This window comes from Opitutia bacterium (assembly GCA_016217545.1).
Classification (GTDB): domain Bacteria; phylum Verrucomicrobiota; class Verrucomicrobiia; order Opitutales; family Opitutaceae; genus Didemnitutus.
Genome location: JACRHT010000017.1, coordinates 356,570 through 383,241, shown reverse-complemented (window position 1 = coordinate 383,241; position 26,672 = coordinate 356,570). Strand labels below are relative to the sequence as shown.

The following is a 26,672-nucleotide window of genomic DNA, read 5'->3' as shown; positions in this document are numbered from 1 at the left end:
TCTGCCCGGTGGCCCCCGAGAGCAGTGACGCGACAAAGGCAGGCCTCCGCGCGAATTGCACGCTCAAATTGTCCGCCCGCGCGAAACGCGATGCACGCGGAGGCGCGTGGCGGCTCCACGGTTGACTTCGCCGCGTCCGTTCGGTTGCCATCGCGACGCGGGGGCCACCGCACCCAACTACCCTAACGCCGTGGACGCTTTTCTTACTCTCCGCCCGGTTCGCGCCGATGACGAACCGTTCCTCCGCAATCTCCGTGCGCATGTCGATGTTGAGCGGCTCGGCCTGCAGCATTGGAAAAACGATGACGAGTCCGTGGAGATGGCGCGCAGGGTCGTGGATATGCAATTCGCCGCGCACGCCGCGCACTACCGGCAGGTCAAGAGCGCGCGCGACACGAAGGATTGCATCATCGAACTCAACGGACACCCGGTCGGACGTTTCATCGTCACGCAGGACGCGGAACGCGTGAACCTTTCCGACATCGCCGTGCATCCGAATTTTCGCGGCCAGGGCATCGGCGTCGCGGTGATCCAGTCGACCATGAACGAGTGCCAGGGCAGCAAGCGGCTGCTGCACCTCCAGGTCGACGTCGACAACTCGGTTCTCCAACTCTACCTGAATCTCGGCTTCCGCGTGATCGGGGAAGGCGCGTCGCACTATTTGATGGAGTGGGTGCCGCCGAGTCTGATCGGACAGACGCAGGTCTTCGCACCGAAAACGACGCCGTGAGCGCGCGGCACCACGCGACGTTCGTCATTTCCACGGGACGTTGCGGCACGCAATGGCTCGCGCACGCGCTGGCGTTGCCCGGCGTCGGGGCCGGGCGCGTCGAACACGAGCCGCTCGGCGAGCGCTACCGTCCGCGCGTGCTGCTCGGTGCCAGCGGCGATCCGGCGGCGCTGCCGTCGGCCGATCAGGCGCGCGTGGAGCGACATCTCGCGAGCATCGAAGCGACGCTGGAGCGGGAGGACTATTTCGAAGCCGGATTCCCGTGCTGGAGCGCGTTGCCGTATCTTTGCCGGCGCTTCGCCGGGCGGGTGCGCATCGTGCACCTCACGCGCCATCCGGTGCCGGTCGCTTATTCTTGGACGGCGCATGGCGCCTACATGCCGCCGACGTTGCCGCAACTTCCGGAAAAAATTCTGCTGCATCCGGCGGACGGCGGCGTCTCGTTTCCAGAATATGCGGAGAGGTGGCCGGCGCTGCATCCGGTGGAACGCGCGTTGTATTTCTGGGCGGAGGTGCACGCCTTTGCCCTGCGGCAACAGGCCGCCGCGGGCGTGCCGTGGTTGCGGGTGGAGATGAAGGAGCTGTTCACCGACGCCGGCGTGGAGCGACTGGCAGCGTTTCTCGGCATTGGCGTGAGCGCCGCGCTGCGGGCGGCACGCACGGAGGTGGTGGACGAGCACCACTGCCAGTTGCGGGATTGGATCGAGCCGCAAGTGATCGAGCGCCATCCGCGCGTCCTCGAGATCGCGCGCGCACTCGGCTACGATCCGCTGGCGTTCGACGTCGCGGCGCTGAAGCGCCGCTACGCGCCGCAATTTGCGTGACCGCGAGTGGCCGCGAGGAATGCGGCGTAGTGCGGCAGGGTCCAGCGTTCGGCGGCTGCGAGCAACTCGGGCGTCGCTGCGGCGCGCTTACGTGCGCTGTCGGGTTGAAAATTCGCGCTGGGATTTTTGGCGTCACGCTGCGCCGCGGCGGCAAGCGACGCGCGTTCACCGGCGTCGAACGCGCAACCGGGCAGCGCCTGCCACACGAAGTCGGGCAGCTGCGCGTAGTCGACGGCATGCAGTTGGCCGCGGTGTTCGTGCGCGGCGCGGAAGAACGCGCCGAGGATTGCGGCGGCGTGTTCCACCGGAGTAAGCGCGTCGCGCTCGGCGCGGGTGAGGCCGAGTTGTTCGGGCAGCACGGTGTCGCGCACGAGCGTCATGCTCGGTTGGCGCATCAGCGACGCGAGCACCTCGACCGGATGGCGGTGAAGAAAAATGAAGGGTGTGCGCGGGAACGCGCGGCGCACGAGCGGCACGTCGAAAATGTGCCAGCAGTCGAGCTTCACGAACAGCCGCCGGCTCGCCGTTGCGTGTGGTCGTGCCAATGACGCGATCGCGCCGCGCAGCCACGCGATGCGCTCGATGTCGGTCGTGGCGGCGCGCGTGCGCGGGAGCCGCAAAATCTCGTCCGCCAGCGGAGGCTCGGCGAGCACGGTGTGTTGCGGCAGCGCAGCGAGCATTTGCGCGAACAGCGTGGAGCCGCAGCGTGAGACGTGGAAGACGATTAGGTCTGGCTCGCGGTCTTCGACTCCCTCGAGCGCGGCGAGCGGAGTGGTGCGGAGCTCTCCACCGCGATTGGCCGGCAACCGACGCAAGCGTCGCAACGTGTCGTCGAAGAACGGTTCGGTGTATCCTTGTCCGTCGGTCGCGAGCCAGGCCACGCGCCACTCGGCGCCGGGAACGAGGTGCAGCGGTATTTCGCTCATGGGCCGAGTTGCGCGAAGTAGATCGTCACCGGCGCGCGGTGTGCGGTGCGGGTCGAAGCTCGGTCCGCGCGGCGCTCCTGCCGGCGCGGAATGCGCGCGCGCTCACCGATGCGGGCGAGAGCCTCGTGCTGTCTTGCGGAGACGAGCGAGCGCGAGTGGCGGAGACGGCGCAACAGGTTCACGGTGGAGTGGGGCGGCGGTTTCATCGCAGCATGGGATGGCTCGCTCGGCTATCGCGACAGAAATAACGCGGCGCTTCGGGCTTGGCTCGCGCGTCGGGAAGCGCGGCGAAATTTCCGGTTCGCTCGCTGTCAGCTCCGGCGCACGTAGCGCCACAGCCAGAGGAAAGGCGTCGCGGGATAGTAGAGCCAGAACCAGCGGTCGGGCAGTTGCCACATTTGCCAGCTGGCGGGGGAGAACACGTGGGGCGCGAGCACGCGCCATTTCGTGGTGAGGCCGCGAGCGAGGCCGGTGCGGTAGTGGAGTTGTCGCGCCCACTCGAGGGCGGTCTCGTTCGCGACGGGAGCGCGCCCAAGCTGGCGGCGTGCCTCGGCCAGCAGCGAGGCATCGGCGGAAATGTGGGCGAGGGCGGGCGGGAGCGGCGCGCCGAGAAGTTCTGCCGCGAGTGCCACGCCTTGGCGCAGGGCGCGGTCGGATCCGGCGGCGCGTGCGCGTGCATGCAGTGCGCTCCAATCGAGTTCCGGGCGTTGGAGGAGCCGGACGATGTCCACGAGCCAGAAGAGTCGGAACCATGCGTGGCGCGCGCCGTGTTGCAGGAGGAAAAGCGCGTGGTCCTCGAGGGCGAGCGTGCGGGTTTCGCGGCCGCCGAGAGACACGTTGGCCCGCGGCCCAAGGGCATCGATGCCCTCGAGTCGCCATAGCAATTCGACGCGCAGTGCGCCGCCCGGGCCGTCGAGGCGGAGATACTCGAATTCGGGTTTCAATGCGATGAAGGCACGGCTTTGGCGTGGAGTGAGTTGTTGCTCCGGCCGCGTGCGGCGCAGGCCGGCCGCTTGGAGGACGGCGTCGGCGCGCAACGCATGTTCGGGTGCGACCACGAGATCGACGTCACCGGCAAAACGGCCACCGAGCGATCCGTGCAATTGCTGCGATAGGGCCACGCCCTTCACGGCAAACGCGGGCACGCTGGCGTCGGCCAAGAGCTTGAGCAGGCGGAACAGTTCTCCGGTTTGCTGGAGTGAGCGCCGCGTAGTCTCCGCCGAGGCGGCGTGGATCTGCTGCGCCACGGGCGGCGGACAGTGGGCGGAGATCAGAGGGGCCACGTGACGTTGGAGGAAAGGGGCTAGGCGGTGGCGATCGACTTCCGCGATGAACCGGGGCCACGACACGCCGACCGGGTCGAGGTGCGCTTCCGTCCTCCCCAGCGCTGCGCGCGTGAGTTGGAGGAGGAAACGCTGTTCGGGCGTGACATTCATGCGGGGTGACAGGCCGGGTGCGGGGCATCCTGAGGTGCCGCCGACGCAGGGCGAGCGAATCGTTCCATGCAATTCGTGCCGGCGTCGAATCCCAACCCTGGCATTTCAGCGAACCGCGCAATCAACGTATGACTGCGCGGAAAGAAGGTTTTGTTGTCGACATTATGAGCGCATAGGGTGTTTTGACCCCCCGTCTGGGGTTGCCCGATTTCCGGCCCATCCAATCGTGCCACCTCGACCCTCCACCTGTTGACCATGAGCAAAATCATCCATCGCCTCGCCATTTTCGCTGCTGCGAACTTGATCGTCGCCAGCAGCCTTGCCGCCGCCGAAGTCGGTCGCAGCCGCGTCGTAACCACCTTGGCTGCGCGCCTCGATTACGACTCGAACATTTTCGTCAATCAGAGCGAAGTGCGCGACTGGATCTACTCGATGAACGGTGGCGTGCGAATGATCCATGACGTCAGCGAAGTGACGACGGATGTCGGCGTTTCGGCGAACGGACAGATCTTTGCCGATCATTCGGACCAGAATTCCTTCGATCCCAGCATCGACGGCCGCATCGGTTACGTGCCCTCGGACAAGACGAACCTGAAGCTCTCGGGCGCTTTCCGCCGCACGTCGATGGCCAACGAATCGCTGAACACCCGCGCGAAGTCCAACGACCTCACGTTCGGTGGCCAGTGGGAACACCTCACGACGGAGAAGTTGGGTGTGCGCCTGACCGCTGACTACGCCAAGAGCGACTACCGGACGGCCGGATTCAGCGACACGGCCAACTACTTGGTCGGCGTCGACGCCGTCTACGTCTATTCGCCCAAGCTGCGCACCTACGCGGGCTTTGCCTGGGGCGAGTCTTGGACGGCCAATCGCGCCTTCAACCGCCGCAATGCCGGCGGCGACGACAAGCGCTACACGATCGGCTTCGAGGGTGAACTCGCGCCGAAGATCACGGGCGACCTGAATTTCGGTGTGGTCCAGCGTGAATTTGCGGTGTCGAACTTCGGTGACGATAGCGCGTTCTTTATCGCGAGCCGTCTGTCTTGGGCGGCGGCGCAGAAGACCGTCTGGTCGCTCCGCGTGAACCAAGGCCTCAACGTGACGGCCTCCGATCAATCGGTGAAGAATTTCGATGCCGGCCTCGTGCTCTCGCAGGAACTGGCGGAGCGCCTCAACCTGGAAGGCAGCCTTGGTTACACGCGTGCCCGCTACAGCTCCTTCGGTGGCGCCGGTGCTCGCAACGACCATGGCCTGAGCGCGCGCGTGCGCCTGAACTACGCCTTCTCGGAGAATGCCACCTTCGACGCTTCGGCGGGTCTGCGTGACAACAACTCCACTTTGGCGGTTTCGGATTACCAACAAGTCAACATCGGTGCCGGCTTCACGTATCGCTTCTGATTTGTCTCGCCGCGCGGCTTCGCGCGGCTGCCAATCGACCGGCATGGTTTCCTCTTGGTTCGCTTTGGGCTCCGTCATGCGGCGGAGCATGCTGGTCCTTATTGCCTCGCTCGGAGTCTGCGGCCTGTTGCAGGCGGCCGAGCCCGCGGCGACGAGCAGCTATCGGCTGTTTGTGCGCGACCTCGTGCAAGTCACGGTGCAAGGCGAGGCTGACGTATCGGTCCAGCGTCGCGTCGACGGTGCCGGTGAGATCGCCGTGCCGCTTCTCGGCCCAGTGAAGGTCGTCGGGTTGACGCTCGCGCAGGCGCAGGCCGAGATCCGCCGCCGCTACGTCGCCGAGGAGATTTTCATCCGACCCGAGGTCGTGGTGAGCGTCGTCGAATACAGTCCGAAGGAGGTCATGGTCCTCGGCCAGGTGGGCAAACAGGGCAAGCTGTCGCTGTCCCCGGAGGCGGCCGGCATGCCCATCATCGAAGCCATCACGGGGGCGGGCGGTTTCACGCGCATTGCCAAGAGCGACGCCGTGCGAGTGACGCGCAAGGACGAGGGTGGGGCCGAGCGGATCTTCACCGTCGATGTGGAAAAAATGCTCTCCGGGCGCGGTGGCGCCGAGCCGTTCCAGCTGCAGCCGGGCGACGTCGTGTTCGTGCCTGAGCGCGTTTTTTGAGACCGACCCCGATGGCACGCTCCGACTCTTCCAAACCCGCCAAGAAAACCAGCTCTCCCGCTCCCGTCGGCCAGGGCTCGATCGATTTGCGGCAGTTGCTGATCGTGCTGCGCACCCACTTCTGGGTCGCGGCGGCGCTGACGGTTGTCGCCTGCTCGTTCGTCGCGTGGCAGCAATTGAGCCAACCCAAGCTCTACTCGGCGGATGCCTCCCTGTTCTTCGAGCGTCCGTCGCGCGTCCAGGAAATGCGGCAGTTGCAGGATTCGCCCATGGACGAGATGCAAATCACCACTCGGCGCGAACAGCTGCGGAGCATCGAGCTGGCGCAGCGCGTGGCGAATTCCTTCACGCCGGAGGAAGTCGAGTTGCTCACCGGCTCCGCCGAGGGTTCGAAGAACCCGGCGAAATCCAGCGGCGCGGGCCGCGACCTCGTGAGCCTGGTTCGGCACGCCGTGTCCTCGGAACGTCGTCCTGACACGATGCTGCTCGTCGTGAGCGCCGTGCACACCGATCCGCGTGCGGCCGCGTTGATGGCCAACCGTTACGCCGAGCAGTTCATCCGTTTCGTCTTTGATCGCAGCGCGGCGGGCAACGATGCGGCGCTCGCCTTCCTGAAGGAACAGGCGGACGACTTGCGCAAGAAAGTCGAAGCCTCGGAGCGCGATCTGCAGGACTATCGCCAGCGGTTCCACCTCGTCTCCCTCGAGGCGAACCAGAACATCGTGGTCGACAATCTCAAGACCCTCAACGCCAGCAACACGGCGGCCCGCGTGGCCCGGCTCGCCGCCGAGGCGCGTTTGGCGCAGGCGGAAGACCTGTTGAAGCGCGACGCCAGCGCGGAGCAGATGGCCTCGGCCACCGGTTTCGAAAGCCTGGGCGAAATCGCGAAACGCCTCGCGGAACTGCAGGCCAAGCGCGCCGTGATGGCCGAGCGTTTCGGCCGCCGCCACCCGGCGATGCAGGAACTGGCCCGCGAAATCGATGCGCTCCAGAAAGTCCGCGATGAACGGGTGAAGCTCGCGATCGCCAGCCTGCGCGATCAGGTCGACAAAGCCCGCACGGAGGAAAAGCAGCTCACCGATCAGCTCGCGGAGGCCGAAAAGGAGTCGCTGCACCTCGATCAGATCGGCGTTGAATACAACACGCTTCGGCGCTCCGCGGAGTCGAACCGCGCGACTTACACGCAGATGCTCACGCGCCTGAACGACGCCACGATCAGCTCGCAGTTGACGGGCGTGAACGTGAAAATTTCGGAGTTCGCGACGCCGCCCGCCGCTCCCTTCTCGCCCAACCCGCGCCGGACGCTGCTGCTGACGTTGGCCCTGGGCCTCGCGATTTTCGTGGGCTACCCGTTCGCCATGGAGCTGTTCTTCGGACGCATTCGCAGCGTCGCGGACGTGGAGCATTTCCTGAATACCGAAGTCCTCGGGGAAATCGGCGCCGTCCGCCAGGGCTCCGACAGTGATCGCGCGCAGCTGGTTCGGGGAGAGGCCGACGAGACCGCCACGGAACAATTCCGCGCGCTCTACAGCCACCTGTTGCTTTCCTCGCGGATCGATCCGCCGAAGACGATCCTCGTGACGAGCACGCTGCCGAGCGAAGGCAAGAGCTTCATCGCGGCCAACCTTGCCCAACTCTTCGTCGCCCACGGGCAGCGCGTGTTGCTCATCGACGGCGATTTCCGGCGGCCCGTGCAGCATCGGAATTTCTCGCTGCCCAACAACGCGGGTATTCTCGCCTGGCTCGGTCAGCCGCGCCCGATCGGCCCCGAGGTGCTCAAGGATCCGACGCTCGGCATCCACGAGGTCGCGGCCGGCCTGCACATCCTGCGCGCCGGAGGCAGCAGCCGGAAAACCACCGAATTGCTTTCCGGCGAAGCGCTGCCGCGTTTGCTCGAGGAACTCCAGCGCCACTTCGACGTGCTCATCATCGATACGCCGCCGGCGGGCGTGTTTCCCGACGCCATCGCGTTCGCGAAACACTGCCACGAAGCCCTGTTCGTCTGCCGCTTCAACACCGCGACGCGCCAGGCGGTGCGCGGGGTGCTGGAGCGTTTCCGGCAGGCGGATATCGAGACTCCCGGCGTGGTGCTCAATGCCATGCCTTCGGGCTTGGGCGGATCGACGTATTACTACGGCTACGCCTACCACCAGTCGAAGAGCTACGGCAAAGCCTACTCCCACAAGCCGGCGAAGGACGGCTGAGATCGCGCGCGTGTTGCGGCGAGCCGGGCGATTTCAACCACGCCTGAGGCCGCCGGCGGTTGCCACAAGCACCGTCCAGAGCAGGAGCACCGCGGGATTGTGGAAGGGGAAATCGATCCACGCGTAGAGCAACAACAGCCCCGCGCCGCCGAGCGCGGTGCGGCCGGCTCCACCCGCCCGGCGCCAGCTCTGCCACAGCCTCGCGCCCGCCGCGCCCAGCAGCAGCGCCGCACCCAGCGCGCCCATTTCGGCCAGGATGTGAAGCCAGTCGTTGTGTGCGAACTCGACGCGGGCGACGCGACGCCCTCCTTCGTCGCGCAGATACGGCCCTTGGAAGACCGGGAAGACGATCTCGTAGCAACCCACGCCCCAGCCGAACCATGGTCGCGCTTGGAACATCCGCCACGTGTCGCGCGAGATTTCCACCCGCAGATCGAGCATGCCGCCGGCCGCGTGTTGGGCGAACTGACGCTCGGTCCGTGCGAAGTCGGCGCGCCCGCGCTCGATGTAGAAACGCGCGATGAAGCCGGCGATCAGGAGGCAGATCGCCAACAGCACCGCCGCCCCCCACACCCGCCCGCTGCGCCCGCGGCCTTGCCCGAGCTGAACGGCGGCCCGCAGCGCGAAGCCACCGGCGATGGCCGCCGCGAGCAACAGGCCCGCGCGCGAGCCGGGCAGCGGCAAAGTGCACAGCGTCACCAGCGCGATGCCGCCGAAGAACACCGTGCGGCCGCGCGCGGCCGGTTCCCCGGCGAGCGCGGCCGGCCAGTGCGCCAACGCCAGCGCGGCGCCGGCGATGCTGCCGAGCGCGCCGTAGGCGGCCCAGTGGTTCTTGTAGTAGAACGTCGCGAAGAAATACGTGGGCTCCGGGACGTCGAAGGCGCCGAGCATCCGGTCTGCGCCGAGGAAGTGAAAACCGGCTCCCACGGTGGCGAGCGCGAAACCGTTCAACGCCGCGCCGGCCCAGATCAGGCGCACGGCGCGCGCGGGCGGACGCAATCCGGACAGCGCCGCGCCTTGGAGCAGTGCGGCGAGCCAAGGCAGCGCTCCGGTTACCGTATGTGCTCGATCCACCGTGGTGGGCAGCCAGTGCCACCAGCCGGCCCGCTCGTGCCAGGTGCCGTCGGGACGGAGTTCGTGGCTCGGGTTGAGGCAGGCGAGGCCGACGAGCGCGAGCCAGAGGACGGCCGGGACGAGCGCTCCGCATCCGAGCGCGACTCCTTCCGCGCGACGCGCGAACCAGAGGGGAAGACTCAGCGCCGTGAGCGCGAGAATCCACGGCAGGGCGTTGTGGGCCATGCCGCCGCCGAGCCACGAAGCCGCCACGAGCAACCCCAGCGTTTGCACGACGAGCAGCATTTCCGCCGGCGAGAGCGGTTCGGACGGCGCGGCGCGAGAGGAGCGGGGCGGGGACACGACGTCGCTAGGACTCGGGCGACCCTCCCATGCCGGCAAGCGAAATTCTCCGTGGCGGGGCTTGCCATCGCGCGGGCGTGCGGGGTTAAGTGCCGCGAATTGCCGATGATTCGCCGCCGCTCACTGTCGCCTCCCGCCAAGTCCGCCCGTCGCGCGCGCAGGAATCCGTGCGATCGCGAATGAGCGGACAGGGGAAAGTTCCGGTGTCGGTGCTCGTGCCGGTGCGCAACGAGGCGGAAAATCTGCCGCGCTGCCTCGCGAGCGTCGCGTGGGCGGCGGAGATTTGGGTCGTGGATTCGCACAGCACGGACGCGACGGCCGAGGTCGCGACGCGGCACGGGGCGCGCGTGGTGCAGTTCGCCTTCAACGGCACGTGGCCCAAGAAAAAGAACTGGGCGCTCGAGAATCTGCCGTTCGCGCACGAGTGGGTTTTCATCCTCGATGCGGACGAGGTGCTGCCGCCCGGGGCGGAGGAGGAATTCCGCGCGATCGTGTCGGCGCCCGTTTCGGACGTGGCGGGATATTGGATCAACCGCCGCTTTCGTTTCATGGGGCGCTGGCTGCGGCACGCCTACTATCCGAACTGGAATCTCCGGCTGTTCCGCCACGCGCTCGGTCGTTACGAGAAGATCACCGGCGCGGCGACCGAGAGCGGGGACAACGAGGTGCACGAACACGTCGTCGTGCGCGGGCGCACGGCGCGGCTGCGCTGTGAGATGGATCACTATGCCTTCCCGTCGATCGCGGCGTTCGTCGAGAAGCACAATCGCTACTCGAACTGGGAAGCGCGCGTGGCGTGCGAGCGCGGCAGCGGCGCGGCGGAGTTGCAGCTGGCCGAGGTTGGCTGGCGGAGGCGCGTGAAGCACTGGGTGCGGCGTTTGCCGCTGCGGCCCTGGCTGCGGTTCGCCTATGTTTATTTCTGGCAGCGGGGATTTCTCGACGGTCGCGAAGGTTACTACTTCGCCCGGCTGCATGGGTTCTACGAATTTCTCGCGGTGACCAAGACCGAGGAACTGCGCCGTGGAAACGCGAAGGAGGCGGCGCATGATCGCTAGAGAGCGAACGGGCCCGGACTTGCGGCGCGTGCGCGTGCTGGGCGTGGATTTTTTTGCCGGCTCGCTTGAGGAGGCGGTGGAGTTCATCGCGGAAGGCGGTTTGCTCACGGCGCCGTCGGGTATCGGCATGGCGGAGGATCTCGTGCGCTCGCCCTCGTATCGGCGGGCACTGACCAGGAGCGATCTCGTGCTCACCGACTCGGGGCTTTTGGTCACGATGTGGCAGCTGCGCACCGGCCAAAGGTTGCCGCGGCATTCGGGGCTGAAATTCCTGCGCCGATGGTTCGAGCGACCGGAAATGCGCAAGCCGGGCGCGGCCTGTTGGGTGATGCCGAGCGTGGGCGATGCCGCGCGCGCTCGGGCGTGGCTGGAAACGATGGGGGTGCCGACGGCCGAGGAGGACTTCTATGTGGCGCCGTGGTATGGCGAGGGTGAGCTCGTCGACGAGCGCCTGCGCGCACATTTGGAAGCGCGGCGGCCGGCGCTGGTCTACCTCGGCATTGGTGGCGGGGTGCAGGAGCGGCTGGGCTGTTACCTGCGCGAACAGCTGAGCTACCGTCCCACCATCCTTTGCCTCGGAGCGGCGCTGGCTTTCCTGACCGGAGCGCAAGTGGCGATTCCGGTCTGGGTGGATCGCGCCCGGCTGGGTTGGCTGTGGCGTGTCTTGTCTCATCCGCGGCGGTTTGCCGGCCGATATCTTCGCGCGATGAAGTTGGTTTGGCTCGTTATGAGAGACGGAGAGGCGTTCCCGCAATTAAGAGGCTCGACGCGAGTAGGAGAAAAACCCTAGACGTTCCCCGTTCGCGGCGTGAAGGGCCATTCAACGCGGACGCTTCGAAATGCTTGATCGCCGCAGCGCTGGCTTGGCCAGCATTCACAGTTTCCTCGTCGCCGCCGAAGCGGCAGGCCTCTGGCTGGTCATGGCGGAGGGGGCGCCTTTGGTTCGTGGGAAGCAGTTTACGACGCTCCTGCCGCACGCGTCCTATCCTCTGGCGATCGCGAGCGCGGTTTTGCTGACGATGGGCTCGGCGTGGGCGGTGAAGAGCGAACTCGCCGTCCTCGGGTGGGGGAGGTCGTTGCAGTTGGCGGCGAAGCAACTCGTCATCATTGCGGGCACCGTTTTCACCGTCGTCGTCGGATTCAAGGACCCAGGCATCAGCCGCCTGTTCTTGGCTTCATACTTTCCGATCCTCGGCTTGTTGCTCGTGCTGGTGAACCGATTCCAGCCGGTGTTGTTGAGGCAGTCGCTGTTTGGCGGCCGCTCGCGTATGCCGACGCTGGTCATGGGTGACGGGCGCCAGTTTCCCGACATGCGTCGCTGGCTCGAAGCGGGTGCGCCGCTGGGATTGCAGCCAATCGGACGGGTGCGCTACGCGGGGGAGTTGCCGAATCTGCCCGAGCTGCCCGAGGTGGGGCAGTTCGAGGATTTGCGGGCGACGATTTTGGCCACCGGTGCGCAGCAGGTGCTGATGCTGAACCTTCCGAAACACGCGGAAGATTTCGACCATCTCGTGAGGGCCTGCGCGGCGACGGGTTGCCGCCTGCTGGTGCAGAACGATCTCGCGTTCCGGCTGGCGCATCCGCTGCGGCAATTCGTGCAGGATGGCTACAGCTTCATGGCGTTTCAGGATGAGCCTCTGGAGAATCCGGTTTTGCGCGGAGTGAAACGCGGCATGGACATCGCCATCTCGCTCCCTGTCGTCCTCTTCATTTTGCCACCCCTCGGACTCATGGTGTGGCTGATGCAGCGGCGGCAGGCGCCGGGACCGCTGTTTTATCGGCAGCCGCGGTCGGGTCGTGCCGGACGCGAGTTCATGGTGCTGAAATTCCGGACGATGTATGCGACGGCGGAGGGGCAGGGGCAAACCTCGCCGGGAGACATTCGGGTCTTTCGCTTCGGGAGGTTCCTCCGACGCACCAGCCTCGACGAGATGCCGCAGTTTTGGAATGCGTTGCGCGGCGACATGAGCGTCGTCGGTCCGCGTCCGCATTACGTGCGTCACGACTCGGAATTCGCCGACGCCGTGGAAGTTTACCGCATGCGGTTCTTCGTGAAGCCCGGCATCACCGGTCTCGCTCAATCGCACGGGTTGCGCGGCGAGATGCGGACTCCGGACGCCATCAGCGCGCGCCTGCAGCTCGACCTTTTCTACATTCACAACTGGAGCGTCTGGCTCGACTGCGTGATCATCTGGCGAACGATTCGGCAGATTCTCCGGCCGCCTTCCGGTGCGTGCTAATACCTTAGTTTTTGTTTCGCCTCGCTCCATCCAGTCCTCTTACCTCCCCGCCTCGCCATGAACTCCCGCAAAATCCTCGCTTCATTGGTTCTTTTCCTCGGTTGCACGCTCGCCGTGTTTGGCGCCCCCAGTGCCACCGTGCTGACGGTCAAAGGCACCGTTTCGACCGGTTCGCATCAATCTCTGCAACCGGGCGCCGCTCTGCCGGTTGGCGCCGTGATTCAGACCGGCTCCGGCGCCGAAGTCTCGCTCCGCTTTTTCGATGGCACCGTCGCCAACGTCCTCGCGGATAGCGAGCTCACGATCGAGCGTCTCGATGCCGAGGTCCAGGGTGGCCACAACGCCAAGGAGACGACGACCCTGAATCTCCAGCGTGGCACCGTGGTTGCCAGCCTCGATCCGGCGAAAAAGGGCATCACCAATTTCAGCGTGCGCACGCCGCGCGGCATCGCTGTGGCCAAGGGCACGGTCTTCGCGGTGCGCGTCACCCAAGACAAGGCCAACGCGACCGTCGGCACGATGAGCGGTGTGGTGACTTTCATCACCGATCGCGGCGAGATCAGCGTGGCCTTCGGCCAAGCCTCCTCCGGTGGCGCCGCCCAGACGGTGGCGGAGGCGGTGGCGGCTGATCCCTCGCTCGCCAGTGTTTTCCTCGAAGCGGCCGTGTCCGTCGCCAATGCGATTGGCCAGGGCGCCATCACCAACACGGCCGGCACGCCGAATCTCGTCGAGGGCGTGCTCGCGGCCGTCGTCAAGGTCGCCGCTGAAGCGAACCCGAACTCCACCGGCGAAATCGTGCGCGCGGTGACCGGTGCGGTGGGCAGCGGCAACGCCGGCCTCGTCGCCGTCGCGACCTCCGCGGCCGGCGCTCCGGCCGCCGACGCGGGCAAGGGTGGCGACAACAACGGTGGCAATGCGACGATTCTCCCGGCGCTCGATCAGACCCAAGTGGTCGTCAGTCCGTCGCGGAACTGAGCATTTCCAAATCTCTCCAACCAACGCGGCGCATCGAGCGCCGCGTTTTTTTTTGGGCCGCGAACAGCGCGCTGGCGGAAGGGGAGGGATTCGAACCCCCGGAGGCTTGCGCCTCAGCGGTTTTCAAGACCGCCGCAATAAGGCATAATTTTAAACCGCAAGTAGTTGGATCATAATTTATAAGCAAATAAATGATGCATTTGGATATGTGGGCAAAACAGGTCGAAATGGCATCTGGAATGGCCACTTTTGGCCACATTTTCACTCCCCGATCGAAGCGCGCTTGGTGCACGGTTTACGTGCTCCTTCGAATCTCGTGAAGGCCAGGTCCTGCGACGATCTGTCAGTCGGGCGTGTCTTTCGTCCTTAGCCCGCGTGCGTGGTGTGAAAATTGGCAACGCCACACTCGGGGCCGGGTCAGTTGCACTTTTGCTCGCCGGCAAAGGTTCGCGGATATTTTCCCGGGGTTCTCATGGTTCGGCCCATGTGAGCGGGCATAATCCCACGCCTCGCGGTGGTTTCCGCCGAACACTCCGGCGGCCCATTCCGCGCTTTTCCACCATCGCCTCCGCTCATGCCCCCAAACTTCCTCCGTCTCCGCGCCGCACTGGCGCTTGCCGTCCTCGCCGCCGGGTTTTCTTCCCCGCTTCGCGCCACGCCGCAGAGTGACGACGCGGCGACGAGTCTCACAACGATTCTCTACGAAAACCTGTTCGCATACACGTCGTTCGACGGTGCGGTCTTCGGTCAGCAGTTCGCCACGTGGAAAGGGCTCAACGCCGACGGCAGCACCTGGCAGGGGAATGCCAATCGCTCGGATATCAAGACCGTGACGGGGCACCATCCCGGGGTTTCCGGCTGGAATTTCGACACCTATCTTTATGCGACTGCCAGCCAGCGCACGACGATGCGGCAGCGCATGCTGGACGACTTCGCGCGCGGCATGATTCTCACGATCCACTGGGAAATGCGCAACCCGCTCACCGGCGGCAGCGCGAAGGACCGCACCGGCGTGAACGATACTCCCAGCGTGCTCGCGCGCGCCGTCACCTCCGGCGAGGCGGCCAACACGAAGCTCAACAGCGATCTCGACGCGCTCGCGACCCTGCTCGGCCAACTCACCGTCAACGGTGAATCGGTGCCGGTAATCTTCCGCCCGTATCACGAAATGAATGGCGATTGGTTCTGGTGGGGCGCAGCCGTCCCGAGCGAGTTCACGACGTTGTGGAACTACACGCTGACCTACTTGCGCGACACGAAGGCTGTGCACCAGCTCCTGTATTGTTACGCCCCGTCGGGCAACCAATTCAACTCGAAGGCGGAGTATCTCATCTACTGGCCGGGCAACGCCAAAGTGGACGTCTGCGGCGTCGACCAATACCTGAAGGATACCGACGCCATCTCGAAGTGGAACGACGCGCTCGGGTATGCGTATCAAGCCGCGAGCGCACGGGGCAAGCCGACGGCGTTCACCGAGATCGGCCGCACCGCCGGCCTTGCCGGCACGACGAACCCGGCTTGGTGGACGACGCGGGTGCTCGCCGCCTTCAACGATCCCGTTCGCCCGCTCTGGACGAAGTGCGCCTATCTCATGACCTGGACCAATCAGGCTGCGAGTTCCTATTGGGTGCCGTATTATTCCGGGCACGAGCAGGCGGCGGATTTTCAAGCCTTCGCGAACGACGCGCATGTGCTGTTGCAGGGCGACTTCACGCCGTATCAATGAGCGGATGCACGGCATGCGTGTCGCGGGCAAAAGAGTATCCGATTGCACCACGCCGTCACTCGCGGTGAGAAATTAGCCAATGCCAACGCCGAGCCGTCTCACCGCGCCGCCTGCCGAGCGCCCGTTCCACCTGTTGGCCAAGCCCGGCGGCGCGCTCTGCAACCTCGGTTGCGAATACTGCTTCTACCTCGAGAAGACGCATCTCTACCCGGGCGCGAAGAATTTCCGCATGTCGCCCGCCGTGCTCGAAGCTTACGTTCGCGACTACATCGCCGCGCAGCCGGTGCCGGTGGTGAACTTCGCCTGGCAGGGCGGCGAACCGACATTGCTCGGCGTGGATTTCTTCCGCGAGGTCGTGGCGCTTCAGCGGCGCTACGCCGACGGCCGGAAAATCGAAAATGCGCTGCAAACCAACGGCACGCTGCTCGACGACACTTGGGGCGAGTTCCTCGCCGAGAATCAATTTTTGGTCGGCATCAGCATCGATGGGCCGCGCGAACTGCACGATGCCTATCGCGTCGACAAAGGGCAGCGACCGACCTTCGACGCGGTGATGGCCGGTCTCGGCGTGCTCAAGAAGCACCGTGTCGAGTTCAACACGCTCACCACGGTGCATCGGCGGAATTCGCCGTTTCCGGTGCTCGTCTACCGGTTCCTCCGTGAAATCGGCTCGGGATATATCCAGTTCATCCCAATCATCGAGCGGACGGCACCGAAGGCCGGGGCGCCGGACGGGCTTTGGCTCGCGCCACCGCCCGATCATCCTGGGATGGAGAACTACGACGAGCACGTCATGCCGTGGAGCGTGCGCCCGGGCGACTACGGTGACTTCCTGTGCCGCATCTTCGACGAGTGGGTCGAGCATGACGTCGGTCGGGTGTTCGTGCAGCAGTTCGACGCCGCGCTGGCCAACTGGGCGGGCGAACCGGCCGGCGTCTGCATCTACTCGGAGAAATGCGGCGGCGCGCTCGCGATCGAGCACAACGGCGATATCTACAGCTGCGACCACTACGTCTATCCGCGCTACCGGCTCGGCAACCTGCTCAACGAGTCGCTCGCGTCCATGGTCGATGCGCCCGCGCAGCGCCAGTTCGGCGAGGCGAAGTCGGCCACGCTGCCGAAATATTGCCGCGACTGCACGGTGCGTTTCGCCTGCCACGGCGAGTGCCCGAAACACCGCTTCCTCCAGACGCCGGACGGTGAACCGGGACTGAACTACCTGTGCGCCGGCTACCGGAAATTCTACCGGCACATCGATCCCGCGATGAGCACGATGCTGGAGCTGCTGCGCGATCGACGCGCGCCGGCGGAGATCATGCGTCTGCCGCGTGCGCGTTGGTCGAGCGCACGGCGGGCGAAGAGCGGCAGCGCCACGCGCTGAGGTCACGCGGCCGATTTAGGTGCGCATCGTCGCAGGCTCCTCCGCGAGCGGCCCGGACGCAGTGGCGCCCGCGATCGTCGGCGCTGGCGCGGGGGGGCGCTTTTGCAGTTCGACGAGAGCAAGCAGCAGGTCGCTCTTCGCCAGGCTGCCGACCAGTCGGCCGTCGCTCGCCAGCACGGGCAACCGCTCCGCCCGCACGCCGAGGAAGCGTCCCAACGCTTCGCCGAGCGATTCGCCGATACGCACGCACGGAAAATCGTCGTGGAGAATGTCGCTGGCGATGACGACGTGCGCCATCGCCGGTTCGCTGAGGAATGGCTTGATGTCGTGCAACGCGACGACGCCGAGAAATTTCCGCTCGCGCGTCACGACGTAGAGATTGTTGACCCGCTCGGAGAGGAAAAGCCGCGCGATATCTGCCAGGCGCGCGTCGTGGAGGATGCAGGGCGGATCGCTCCGCATGAAAGCTGCGACGGCCTGACCTTCCCAAGTTTTTCCGGCGGGCTGCTCGGCGGCTTTGCGCCGGAGTGATTCGCTGTAGAGCGAGTGGCTCCCGAGCCCCTTGGCGGTGTAGTAGGCGATCACGGTGCAAAGCATGAGCGGCAGCACGATGTCGTAGGTTAGAGTCATCTCGAAGAGCATGATGATCGCCATGAGCGGAGCGTGGCAGACCGCGCCGAGAAACGCCCCCATGCCGACGAGTCCGAACGCGCGTGGATCGCCGGCGGCGGCTGGCCAGAGCGCGTGCACCGCCGTGCCGAAGAGAAATCCGCCGCTGGCTCCCATGAAAAGCGAAGGCGTGAAAACGCCGCCCGGTGCGCCCGAACCGAACGAGGCGGCGGTGGCGAGCCACTTGCAGGCGAGGACCAGGATCAGCATCCCCCAGCCGATCTCGCCGTTCAGGATGTCGACGACGACGATGTAGCCGTTGCCGCAGACCTCGGGAATCCGCATGGCGACGAGTCCCACCAGCAACCCGCCCAAGCCGAGGCGCAGCACCAACGGCAGGCGCAGGCCGACGAAGAATGCTTCCGCCCGGCGCAACGAACGGAGGAACAGCGGGGCGAGCGAGCCCGTCAGCAGCCCGAGTAGCACGTAAGGTCCGATTTCCCAGAGCGAGCCGAGATGGAATGCCGGCACCGCGTAGAGCTGGGCGGCGTTCGTCAGCGTCCGCAAGGTCAGCGCGGCGGCGACGGCGGACACGACGAGCGGCCCGAGGTTTTCCATCGCGATCGTGCCGAGGATGATTTCCGCGATGAAGAACGAGCCGCCGATGGGCGCGTTGTAGGCGGAAGCGATGCCGGCCGCACCGCCGCAGGCGATCAGCAGGCGGGCGCGCGGCGGGGGCAGGCGGCGCCAGCGCCCGATGAGCGAGGCGAGCAACGCCGCGAGTTGCACGAGCGGACCCTCGCGACCGATCGAGGCACCAGAGCCGATCGCGAAGAGCGCGGCGCCAATCTTCGTCAGACTCGCACGCACCGGCAGGCGTCCTGATCCGAGCGAGATCGCCTCCATGTAGTCGGTCGAACTCTGCCCCGGCAGCAGCTTCTGTCCGACCCGAAGGATTGCTCCGGTGAGCAGGCCGCCGAGCGTGGGCACGCCGAGCACGGCCCACCACGGGAGCAGGCGCATCGACTCCACGATGCCCGCGCGCGAGCCGGTGAGCAGGCGGTGCGTCCCTTCGGTCAGGCTCGTGAACGCGAGGGCGGCGAGGGCGCCGAGCACGCCCGCCACTGCCGCCCACAGCAGCGTCACCTGCCACTCGGTGGGCTGCAGTTTTTCCTGCAACCACACGCGCCAGCGCAGCAGCTTGAGCAGGTGCTGCAGACTGGCGTCGTAGAGTCGGTCGAAAGTCATCGGTGAGGGCCGGGCAATGCGCCTCCTCGCGCCTCCTTGGGCGTGACGGCAGGAGGCGCGCGGCGCGGCGAAGGCGGGCGGTCAGAAGACCGGTCTCATGCGTTCGCCGCGACTTGGCGGCGGCGCAGGAGCTCGGCGCGCACTTGGAGCATTTTTTCCGTGGTGAGGGGAAAGCGGGCGACCGTGATCAGCGACACGATGACCGTGAGCGCCGGCAACCAGGCGAAGCAGACGCGCATCCAGAACAGCGTCGTGGCGCTCTGTTGCGCGCCGAGTTTCGCGTCGAAACCGAGGCCGACCAGCAGGAGGCCCGACAGGAAAAGGCTGAGGGCGAGGCCGCATTTCCCGACCCATGCGGAGATCGCGTAATACAGCGCGTCGGAACGCGTCCCGTTCTGCAGCTCCTCGTGGTCGACGATGTCCATCGTCATCGAGGGCACGAGCATCCACAGACCGGACAAACCCGGACCGAGCAGCACGCCGATGACGAGTTGCCAGTGCGGGTGCGCGGGCGTGAAGAGGAACCATTTTAGCGTGGAGCCCGTGAGCACGCAGGCGAGGCAGACGAGCAGGGCGCGGCGCTTGCCGATGCGACCGGAGAGCGCCGCGATCGCGGGCGTGAGCGCGATGGTGGAAAGCAGGTAGACCGTGCCCCACCAGCCGCTGACGATCGAGGCGGCCTTGGCGTCGCCGCCGTGGACGTAGTAGACGTTCACGTAGATGCCGAGGGCGTTGACGGTGTTCAGGCCGAGGTGGGTGAGCACGATCACTAATAGCAGCAGTCGAAACGGCCGGCTGCGCAGCGCGGTGGGCAGGCTGATGCGGAGCGGCACGGCGGCCTGCTTCGCCGCCTGGCGGAAGAGGCGCTCCTTCAGCGTCACGAGAGGGACTACGCCGATCAGCAGGTAGAGCACGCCGAGGCCGAGGCCGACGATCCGCACGCTTTGCACCGGGTCGCCGAGCCAGCCGTTTTGCGTGAGCGGAAAAATCCATTGGATGCCCACGCCCGAGATCGCCGCGACGACGGTTTTCACCGCCTGCACGCGGGTGCGTTCGTGCGTGTCCGACGTCATCTCGAATGCGAGGGCGTTGAACGGAATCACGAACACGGCGTAGGCCGCGTAGAACAACAGGCCGGTGACCATTAGCCACGCGAACCGCGACGCCTCGCTGCCGCCGGCGGGGCAGAACATCATCAGCGGCAGCGCGACGGCGCAGCCGACGATGCCGACCGCGACGAAGGGCTTGCGGCGCCCCCAGCGCGTGCGGGCGTTGTCGGAGGCGCTGCCGACGAGCGGATCGATGAACGCGTCCCAGACGCGCGAGATCGAGATCATCAGCCCGACCAGCGCGGGGCTGACGCCGAGCACGATGTTGAAGATGGGATTCGCGACGTTCTTGAGGCCGGCGTTTCCGAAATTGTCGAGAATGCCACCGATGCCGAACGCGAGTTTCTCGCGCCACGGCACGCGCTCCTCCGGCAATGCGGTCGGACGTGGCGTGGCGTCGACGGAGGCGGTCGGTGCGCTCATGAGCCGCCGACGGGCGTGAGGCGGAGCTCGGTCAGCGCCGGGAGTTTCACGGCGCCGGCGCCGGCGACTTCAAGAAACAGGAGCCGGGGCTGCGCGGGGGAGGCTGTGGGGAGGTCGAGCGGCGGAAACTCGAGATCGTTGTCGCGGGTGGCCGCTTCGACCGTGGCGCCGCCTTCGAGGTGCAGTCGCAGAGTCGCAGACTCCGCGGGCATTTTGCCGCGGAAACGCAGTGACGCGCGGTAGCGCGTGCTCGCGCCCGGAGCGACGCGGAAGGTCAGGCGATCGCCGGGATTGCCGAGACCGAGCACGGCGTGGTTCTCCACGCGCACCGACTGGCCCTGCGCGGCGACGGCGAGGTAGGCGTAGAAGCCGGTCGCGATCGCGGCGACGCCGGGATCGTCGGCCGGCACGCTTGCCGGCAGCACGAGCACGGGTTTCTGGAACGATGGCGGCTGCGCGACGATGCCGCTCCACCAGCCGGCGAAGATCGTGTCGAACTCGGCCTTGACCGCGGGATTTTCCAACGCGGTGCGTTCGCGCCGTCCGTCCGGCGTGCTGACGTCGTAGAGCGAGCCCTTGGTGAGTTTGAGATTGCCCCGGCGCACGGAGAACACGGTGGCGATGGAGTTCGCGGCGTCGCCGAGCGTGAGCAGCGGTTGCGGGCGCACGGTCAGTCCGGCGGTGTCGACGCGCGGCAGTTTGCCGACTTCGAGGCCGGCGCTGTTCAGCACCTCGATCTGGCACCAAGCGCGATCGGCGTGCTCCCATTGGCCCCGCTCGAGGAGCGGGCGCAGGTCGAAGCCATCGAGCGTTTTTTGGCCGCGCGGGAGTGCGACGCCGGCGGCGGCGAGGATGGTCGGATAAAGATCGGCGACCGTGGCGACGTCTTGCACGACGCGCGACGCGAGGTGCCCCGGTTGCGTCACGAAGAGGAAACTGCGCACGCCGTTCTCGTCGACGCGGGTCTTGGCGCCGCGCAGGCCGCTCGGGTTGCGCCGCTGCCATTCCTCCTCGTTGAGCGTCTGGTGCGTCGGGCCGTTGTCGCCGAGGACGAACACGAGCGTGTTTTTCGCGAGGCCACGCTTTTCAAGTTCGGCGAAAAGGCGTGCGAGCTGGGTGTCGAGGAACGTGAGGCTGCCGTAGAGCCGGGCGAGTTCCGTGCTCACTCCGGCTTGCTGATACGCCTCGATGAATTCCGGCGGCGCGTGGAAGCCGGCGTTCGCTGCGCCGTCGCTGATTTCGCGCGGACCGCCCACGCCGCCGTGACACGTGATCGGGCAGTAGTAGAGGAAGAACGGCCGGTCGCCAGCGCGGTCGATGAAGTCGACGGCCATGTCGGCGAGTCGTTCCTCGGTCCAACCCTCGGTGGGCAATGGATGGCCGTTCCGCATCATTGGATTGTCCTTGTAGACGTAGAGGCGTGCCATCGTCGCCTCCTCGAATCCGCGTTCCCACGGAAAATAGCCAGTGGTCTTGCCCACGTGCCATTTGCCCATGAATCCCGTGCGATAGCCGGCGGCGCGCAGCGGCTGGGCCACGGTGGTTTCATCGAGCGAAAGAAAATCCTGTCCGGCGTGCACGCCCCAGACGCCGGTGCGCAGGTGATGCCGGCCGGTCAGGAGCATCGAGCGTGTCGGCGAGCAGAGCGGCGCCACGTAGAAATTCTCGAAGCGGACGCTGCGCGCGGCGAGGGCGTCGAAGGTCGGCGTCCGGGGGCCCTGGCCCCACGGGTGGCGAAACCCCATGTCGTCGAAGCCCTGATCGTCAGTCTGGATGACGATGATGTTGGGACGCGCCGCCACCGCGTCGGCGGCGAAGGACACGTGCGGGGCGGCGGCGAACAAGGCGGCACCCACGGATGCGCGCAGCAGGGGCAGGGTAGCTTTCCTCATCGGGGCAGCATAGGGGCAGTGGAGGTGACGGCCAAGGAGTGAGCCCGGCTTCGTTCTGAGATGCTTTGTCGAAAGCGTCCGAGGGCAAAGGATTTCAGACGAAGCCGTCGCGTTCTCAATGTCCGAAGTGCGGGTGTCTGCTAGGATTGCGCCGATGCAGCCCAATCTCGTCTTCGTCTTCTCCGACCAGCAGCGGCGTCACGCGGTCGGCTGCATGGGTGAAGATCCGGTGCTGACGCCGAATCTCGATGCGTTCGCACGGCAAGGGGTGCTGGCGACGCAGGCGGTGGCCACCTGTCCAGTGTGCACGCCGAACCGCGCCTGCATGCTCACCGGACGCTTCCCGCACGGTTGCGGCGTGCTGGCGAATGACGATGTGCTCTCCCCGGCGGTGCCGACGATCGGCGACGCGCTTCGCGATGCCGGCTACCACACCGCCTACATCGGCAAATGGCATCTGCACCACGGCTCGCAGTTCGTCCCGCGCAGCCACCGTCGGGGTTTCGATTTTTGGCACGCGAACAACGTCAACCACAACCTCTTCGAGTTGAGCTATTGGGAAGAATCGCCGGAGCCAGTGGTGCGTGGGCCGGGCTGGCAGGCGACGCATGAGACCGATGTGGCGTTGCGCCATCTGCGCGAGCGGCCGAAGGACCAGCCATTCGCGCTCTTCCTCTCCTGGGTGGCGCCGCACAACACCCACGGCGCGGGCTTCACACCCTATGCCGACTTCCCGGTCGACGATGCCTACGCGCGCATGATGGAGGAAGCCGGCTACTCGGGACGCGACATCCAATATCACGCGCCCGCTCGCTTCGAGGCGCCCTATCGCGATCGCAAACTTCCGCGCCGCGCGAATGTGCCCGACGACTACGCCGCGGCCGCGGTGCCGGGCTATTTCGGCGGGTGCACGGCGGTCGACGCGGAGTTCGGACGATTGCTCGATTACCTCGAGGACGCGGGCCTGGCTGACAACACGATCGTCGTCTACACCTCGGACCACGGCGAGATGCTCGGTTCGCATGGCCTGATGCAGAAGTTCGTGTGGCACGAGGAATCGATCGCCGTGCCGCTGCTCGTGCGCTGGCCCGGACAACTGCCGGCCGGAGCACGCACCGACGCGCTCATCAACAGCCCCGACTTGATGCCCACGCTGCTCGACCTGCTCCGCGTGCGCGCACCGGCGGGCCTGGATGGTCGCGCGCTCTCGCGCTGCCTGCGCGATCCGGCGTTCGCCGGACCGGAGGAGGCCGGGCTGTGTTTCTTCGCGCCGCGCCGGCGCGTGCTGGAGCAGAGCGGCACGCGCGACGACCTCGGCTGGCGCGCGCTCCGGACGCCGCGACAATTGTTCGTGGCCGACGCCGACGAGCGGCGCGGCGGCTACCGCGAGCTGCTCTACGATCTCGAGCGTGATCCGTTCCAGCTGACTCCCGTGGTGAATCCGTCCGACGCGGGCGCGAGCGCCTTGCGGCGGCGTCTCGCGGCGTGGCTGACGGAGCGCGGCGACAGTTTCCGCCATCGTCTCCGCGTGGCGTTGTGAACGACGGACTGCCGCAGGTTCGCAGGGGAAAGGCGCGCGTTCACAATGCGCGCGCGACGCGGATGGGATAGGTTGCGCGCACTTCGCCCGGAGTCTCCGCGGCGAAGGGCTGATACCCTCCACCCTCGTTCCCCAATGAAACTCCGAGCGATAGTCTCTCGCGGCCTGGCACGCGCCGCCGCCCTTGTGTTGGTGAGTTCACTCCTGACCGCCGCGGCCTTCGCCACGCCGAAGCGCCTCACGATCCGCGGCACGCAGATCTACGACGAACTCCAGCGCCCGATCGTCCTGCGCGGCGCCAACGTGAACTCGAACGACGGCTCGCTGTCGCCCAGTTTCGCCGCGGATGAAATCAAGAACCGGTATCACATGAACTGCGTGCGGCTGCCGGTGGAGTTCAAATACTTTCCCAAGGACCACCCGAGCCATGACGACCGCACGCTCGATCGCAACGGCGACCTCGTCGATCTTTACACCTACTCGCTCGACGGCTCGGGACTACTTATCCGCACCGCGACGCCGAACAGCGTGCCTGACATCGTCGAACTCACCCAGATCTGGGTCAACGCGCTCACCGCGCAGGGCCTCTGGGTCTATCTCGAGGCGCGTGCGAACGATTGCGACGCCAATGCCGAACAGGCCAAGCCGAACGAGAGCGACGGGCATTTCTACGACACCACTTCGCTACGGCACGAGAAGTTCCTCGCCTTCTGGAAAGCGATCGCGGACGCCTTCAAGAACACCGACTACATCGCCGGCTACGGTATCCTCGCGGAGCCGAGTGCGAGCCGCCTCGGCACCTCTGACACGCCGCCGGCGGAACCGGTGACCACACTCACGACTTTCCAGCTCGCGGTGATGAACCACATCAGCGACCCGACGAACGGCTCCGGCGACACTTGGACGCCATTTTTCGTCGGCACGGATTTCAACTACGACACGCTCCAGTTCCGCTACGCGGATTACGACGCTTTGATCGCCGCCTACCCGGAACGCTGCATCTACGAGGTGAACGTGCTCATGCCCAAGCCCTGGATTCAGCACGGTTGGAGCGATACTACGACCGCGATACCGATCGATCCTGAACCCGTGTGGGACGACTGTTACGGCGCCAAGACGATTCCCGGCAGTCCCACCGGCACCCAGTATACCTATCCGCAAACGCCCCTCGCCAACTATGACGATCTCATCGCGCCCATCGCCGGCGGCCCCGCAGACTGGGAACTGGAAAAGCTGTTCAATGCGCATCGCGTCGATGCCAACGGGGAGATGATCCCCGGCCTGCTCAATCGCGCGTTCTTCGAGTGGTATCTCCAACACTACGCGACGCAATTCATGGCGGCGAACAAGGTCCCCTTCGTGCTCGATCAGTTCGGCGCGGCGACGGAGGCGAACGGGCAGTTGAGCTATGAAAAGGATCTGCTCGAGACCGCGGAGAAATTCGGCCTCGGCTGGACGCGCTGGGGCTACAACGCCGGATCGAGCTCGCGCAAAATCTACGGCAACCCCGACGTCGAAGACTACTACGAGGACATCGGCACGGCGATCGACGGCGGCGAGGTGCTCGCGCATGCCGCCGTCGACTCGAGCGGCACCGGCGTCGCTCGCATCCGTGCGGAGCACCTGAGCCGACAGATCGCGGCCATCCCGGATAACTTCCGCTGGCAACTCTACGATGAAACCAACGCGATCGATTCGGCCGCCTTGCACGCCAAGCCGGTCGGCGCCGGCGGCACGACGCCGGCCGACGCCACTTCGCCGCGGCTGGATTTCCGCGTGAAGTTCCCGGCCACGCTCACTTACCCGAAGACTTTCCGCGTGTGGGTGCGGATGAAGGACGGCACTTCATCGAACGGCATCTGGTATGCCCTCGACAACGGCACCGCTGGCGAACTCGCTTCGGCGAACCCGAGTGCGTGGTCGTGGGTGAACACGAAGAATACGACCGTCGCCTCGGTCAGTGTGCCGTCGAGCGGCTTCCACACCCTGAATATCTGGATGCGCAAATCCAACGTCTCCGTGGATGAGGTGCTGTTGACGACGGATTCGAGCTACAATCCGAACACCACTGCGTTGCCGGGCTACTCCGCGCGCCAGATCGAATTGCCGGCGGTGCCGTGAAAACGCGCCTCCTTCTTCATCGCTTCGCTCGCGGTGCGCTGCTCGCCGGTTTACTCGCGGCGGCGAGCGCGCGCGGCCAGCTGGCCTTCACCGCCACCGAGCGGCACGTGACCGCCGATCCGGACGCTACTTCGCTCGCGCTGGAGTTTCCGTTCCGCAACGACGGCACGTCGCCGGTCACGATCAAAGCCGTGCGCGCCGCTTGCGCGTGCACGGCGGTCGAGCTCACGCGGCGCACCTACGCGCCGGGCGAGTCCGGCGTCGTGATGGTCGAGCTGCACTACGCCGATCTCACCGGGCACCAACGCAAGACCGTCCACGTCGACACCGACGCCGTCGGCGCCGCGTCGACGTTGCTGACGCTCGACGTCACTATTCCCGAGCGGATGGTGGTGGAGCCGCGCCTGCTCACCTGGCGGCGCGGCACGGAACCAACCGCGCAAGCGGTCGAAGTGACCGTCGCGCCCGGTGAAACCCTGCGGCCGACGGGCGTGAGCTGCGAACCGGCCGGGTTGTTCACCGCGGAATTGCGGCCGCTCACCGGCGATCCGCAACGCTACCTGATTACGATCACCCCGCCGGCGGCCATGCGTCCGGCGCAGGCGATGCTCACCGTCCACACGAACGTCCCGAGCGGACGCGCGCACCGTTTCCGCACGGCGCTCTTCGTGCGTTGATGGGTTGTCCCTTCCCGGTCGCGGCTGGCACCCCCGCGACCGGGATTTTCCGGGGTGCCGCCTGTTTCTCCTTCC

The 26,672-nt window shown here is 66.2% G+C and carries 21 protein-coding genes; 14 read left to right on the top strand and 7 right to left on the bottom strand.

The window, feature by feature from the left end; genetic code table 11:
- Window positions 1-190 precede the first annotated feature (190 nt).
- Both HZA32_17485 and HZA32_17480 read left to right on the top strand, forming a co-directional pair.
- Window positions 191-730, top strand: a complete 540-nt coding sequence (locus HZA32_17485; protein ID MBI5425873.1) for a GNAT family N-acetyltransferase — start codon at window positions 191-193, stop codon at window positions 728-730.
- The gene (locus HZA32_17480) at window positions 727-1,554 is read left to right on the top strand and encodes a hypothetical protein (GenBank protein MBI5425872.1); all 828 of its coding nucleotides are present in this window, start codon (window positions 727-729) and stop codon (window positions 1,552-1,554) included. Before HZA32_17485 ends, HZA32_17480 begins: the two co-directional genes overlap by 4 nt.
- Here the strand turns inward: HZA32_17480 and HZA32_17475 are convergent.
- The 3 genes from HZA32_17475 to HZA32_17465 form a co-directional block, all read right to left on the bottom strand.
- On the bottom strand, window positions 1,533-2,480 hold the full coding sequence (locus HZA32_17475) for a sulfotransferase (GenBank protein ID MBI5425871.1): 948 nt from the start codon (window positions 2,478-2,480) through the stop codon (window positions 1,533-1,535). The genes HZA32_17480 and HZA32_17475 overlap by 22 nt on opposite strands.
- Complete coding sequence (locus tag HZA32_17470; GenBank protein ID MBI5425870.1) at window positions 2,477-2,686, bottom strand: hypothetical protein; 210 nt, start codon at window positions 2,684-2,686, stop codon at window positions 2,477-2,479. Before HZA32_17470 ends, HZA32_17475 begins: the two co-directional genes overlap by 4 nt.
- Before the next feature lie 105 nt (window positions 2,687-2,791).
- A complete protein-coding gene (locus HZA32_17465; GenBank protein MBI5425869.1) occupies window positions 2,792-3,916 on the bottom strand; it encodes a nucleotidyltransferase family protein in 1,125 nt (374 codons plus the stop codon).
- A 255-nt stretch (window positions 3,917-4,171) separates the two neighbouring features.
- On the opposite strand from HZA32_17465, the gene HZA32_17460 reads away from it, so the two are divergent.
- The 3 genes from HZA32_17460 to HZA32_17450 all read left to right on the top strand — a co-directional run bounded on the left by HZA32_17460 (window position 4,172) and on the right by HZA32_17450 (window position 8,185).
- On the top strand, window positions 4,172-5,314 hold the full coding sequence (locus tag HZA32_17460; GenBank protein MBI5425868.1) for an outer membrane beta-barrel protein: 1,143 nt from the start codon (window positions 4,172-4,174) through the stop codon (window positions 5,312-5,314).
- A gap of 88 nt (window positions 5,315-5,402) precedes the next feature.
- Window positions 5,403-5,981 (top strand): polysaccharide export protein, encoded by a 579-nt coding sequence (locus HZA32_17455; GenBank protein ID MBI5425867.1) that lies wholly within the window; start codon window positions 5,403-5,405, stop codon window positions 5,979-5,981.
- A gap of 11 nt (window positions 5,982-5,992) precedes the next feature.
- Window positions 5,993-8,185 (top strand): polysaccharide biosynthesis tyrosine autokinase, encoded by a 2,193-nt coding sequence (locus HZA32_17450; GenBank protein MBI5425866.1) that lies wholly within the window; start codon window positions 5,993-5,995, stop codon window positions 8,183-8,185.
- Window positions 8,186-8,218: 33 nt separating this feature from the next.
- Here HZA32_17450 and HZA32_17445 read toward each other — a convergent pair whose 3' ends face one another.
- Window positions 8,219-9,601, bottom strand: a complete 1,383-nt coding sequence (locus HZA32_17445) for an O-antigen ligase family protein (protein MBI5425865.1) — start codon at window positions 9,599-9,601, stop codon at window positions 8,219-8,221.
- Window positions 9,602-9,780: 179 nt separating this feature from the next.
- Between HZA32_17445 and HZA32_17440 the strand changes: the two genes are divergently transcribed.
- From HZA32_17440 to HZA32_17415, 6 genes are all read left to right on the top strand, one after another.
- Window positions 9,781-10,656: a glycosyltransferase family 2 protein gene (locus HZA32_17440; protein MBI5425864.1), complete on the top strand. Its 876-nt coding sequence runs from the start codon at window positions 9,781-9,783 to the stop codon at window positions 10,654-10,656.
- Between the two features lie 28 nt (window positions 10,657-10,684).
- On the top strand, window positions 10,685-11,446 hold the full coding sequence (locus HZA32_17435) for a WecB/TagA/CpsF family glycosyltransferase (protein ID MBI5425863.1): 762 nt from the start codon (window positions 10,685-10,687) through the stop codon (window positions 11,444-11,446).
- 49 nt (window positions 11,447-11,495) lie between these two features.
- Entirely contained in the window at window positions 11,496-12,896 is a 1,401-nt protein-coding gene (locus HZA32_17430) for an exopolysaccharide biosynthesis polyprenyl glycosylphosphotransferase (protein ID MBI5425862.1), read from the top strand.
- A gap of 57 nt (window positions 12,897-12,953) precedes the next feature.
- Complete coding sequence (locus HZA32_17425; GenBank protein MBI5425861.1) at window positions 12,954-13,871, top strand: FecR domain-containing protein; 918 nt, start codon at window positions 12,954-12,956, stop codon at window positions 13,869-13,871.
- A 574-nt stretch (window positions 13,872-14,445) separates the two neighbouring features.
- A complete protein-coding gene (locus tag HZA32_17420; protein ID MBI5425860.1) occupies window positions 14,446-15,597 on the top strand; it encodes a hypothetical protein in 1,152 nt (383 codons plus the stop codon).
- A 79-nt stretch (window positions 15,598-15,676) separates the two neighbouring features.
- Window positions 15,677-16,978, top strand: a complete 1,302-nt coding sequence (locus HZA32_17415; GenBank protein ID MBI5425859.1) for an anaerobic sulfatase maturase — start codon at window positions 15,677-15,679, stop codon at window positions 16,976-16,978.
- A 15-nt stretch (window positions 16,979-16,993) separates the two neighbouring features.
- Here HZA32_17415 and HZA32_17410 read toward each other — a convergent pair whose 3' ends face one another.
- The 3 genes from HZA32_17410 to HZA32_17400 all read right to left on the bottom strand — a co-directional run bounded on the left by HZA32_17410 (window position 16,994) and on the right by HZA32_17400 (window position 22,259).
- Window positions 16,994-18,835: a ClcB-like voltage-gated chloride channel protein gene (locus HZA32_17410; GenBank protein MBI5425858.1), complete on the bottom strand. Its 1,842-nt coding sequence runs from the start codon at window positions 18,833-18,835 to the stop codon at window positions 16,994-16,996.
- Between the two features lie 95 nt (window positions 18,836-18,930).
- Window positions 18,931-20,367, bottom strand: a complete 1,437-nt coding sequence (locus tag HZA32_17405; GenBank protein ID MBI5425857.1) for an MFS transporter — start codon at window positions 20,365-20,367, stop codon at window positions 18,931-18,933.
- The gene (locus HZA32_17400; protein ID MBI5425856.1) at window positions 20,364-22,259 is read right to left on the bottom strand and encodes a sulfatase-like hydrolase/transferase; all 1,896 of its coding nucleotides are present in this window, start codon (window positions 22,257-22,259) and stop codon (window positions 20,364-20,366) included. The genes HZA32_17405 and HZA32_17400 overlap by 4 nt, the downstream gene beginning before the upstream one ends.
- 154 nt (window positions 22,260-22,413) lie before the next feature.
- Between HZA32_17400 and HZA32_17395 the strand changes: the two genes are divergently transcribed.
- The 3 genes from HZA32_17395 (at window position 22,414) to HZA32_17385 (ending at window position 26,597) form a co-directional block, all read left to right on the top strand.
- Entirely contained in the window at window positions 22,414-23,799 is a 1,386-nt protein-coding gene (locus tag HZA32_17395) for a sulfatase (GenBank protein ID MBI5425855.1), read from the top strand.
- Between the two features lie 192 nt (window positions 23,800-23,991).
- Complete coding sequence (locus HZA32_17390; GenBank protein ID MBI5425854.1) at window positions 23,992-25,920, top strand: hypothetical protein; 1,929 nt, start codon at window positions 23,992-23,994, stop codon at window positions 25,918-25,920.
- Entirely contained in the window at window positions 25,917-26,597 is a 681-nt protein-coding gene (locus HZA32_17385; protein ID MBI5425853.1) for a DUF1573 domain-containing protein, read from the top strand. The genes HZA32_17390 and HZA32_17385 overlap by 4 nt, the downstream gene beginning before the upstream one ends.
- Window positions 26,598-26,672 lie beyond the last annotated feature (75 nt).

Excerpts from the sequence above, each read along its gene's own strand:
- HZA32_17400 (MBI5425856.1), bottom strand. The coding sequence starts at position 22,259 with ATGAGGAAAGCTACCCTGCCCCTGCTGCGCGCATCCGTGGGTGCCGCC.
- HZA32_17430 (MBI5425862.1), top strand. The coding sequence starts at position 11,496 with ATGCTTGATCGCCGCAGCGCTGGCTTGGCCAGCATTCACAGTTTCCTC.
- HZA32_17405 (MBI5425857.1), bottom strand. The coding sequence starts at position 20,367 with ATGAGCGCACCGACCGCCTCCGTCGACGCCACGCCACGTCCGACCGCA.
- HZA32_17465 (MBI5425869.1), bottom strand. The coding sequence starts at position 3,916 with ATGAATGTCACGCCCGAACAGCGTTTCCTCCTCCAACTCACGCGCGCA.
- HZA32_17440 (MBI5425864.1), top strand. The coding sequence starts at position 9,781 with ATGAGCGGACAGGGGAAAGTTCCGGTGTCGGTGCTCGTGCCGGTGCGC.
- HZA32_17425 (MBI5425861.1), top strand. The coding sequence starts at position 12,954 with ATGAACTCCCGCAAAATCCTCGCTTCATTGGTTCTTTTCCTCGGTTGC.
- HZA32_17475 (MBI5425871.1), bottom strand. The coding sequence starts at position 2,480 with ATGAGCGAAATACCGCTGCACCTCGTTCCCGGCGCCGAGTGGCGCGTG.
- HZA32_17415 (MBI5425859.1), top strand. The coding sequence starts at position 15,677 with ATGCCAACGCCGAGCCGTCTCACCGCGCCGCCTGCCGAGCGCCCGTTC.
- HZA32_17395 (MBI5425855.1), top strand. The coding sequence starts at position 22,414 with ATGCAGCCCAATCTCGTCTTCGTCTTCTCCGACCAGCAGCGGCGTCAC.
- HZA32_17470 (MBI5425870.1), bottom strand. The coding sequence starts at position 2,686 with ATGAAACCGCCGCCCCACTCCACCGTGAACCTGTTGCGCCGTCTCCGC.
- HZA32_17460 (MBI5425868.1), top strand. The coding sequence starts at position 4,172 with ATGAGCAAAATCATCCATCGCCTCGCCATTTTCGCTGCTGCGAACTTG.
- HZA32_17455 (MBI5425867.1), top strand. The coding sequence starts at position 5,403 with ATGCTGGTCCTTATTGCCTCGCTCGGAGTCTGCGGCCTGTTGCAGGCG.
- HZA32_17410 (MBI5425858.1), bottom strand. The coding sequence starts at position 18,835 with ATGACTTTCGACCGACTCTACGACGCCAGTCTGCAGCACCTGCTCAAG.
- HZA32_17420 (MBI5425860.1), top strand. The coding sequence starts at position 14,446 with ATGCCCCCAAACTTCCTCCGTCTCCGCGCCGCACTGGCGCTTGCCGTC.
- HZA32_17450 (MBI5425866.1), top strand. The coding sequence starts at position 5,993 with ATGGCACGCTCCGACTCTTCCAAACCCGCCAAGAAAACCAGCTCTCCC.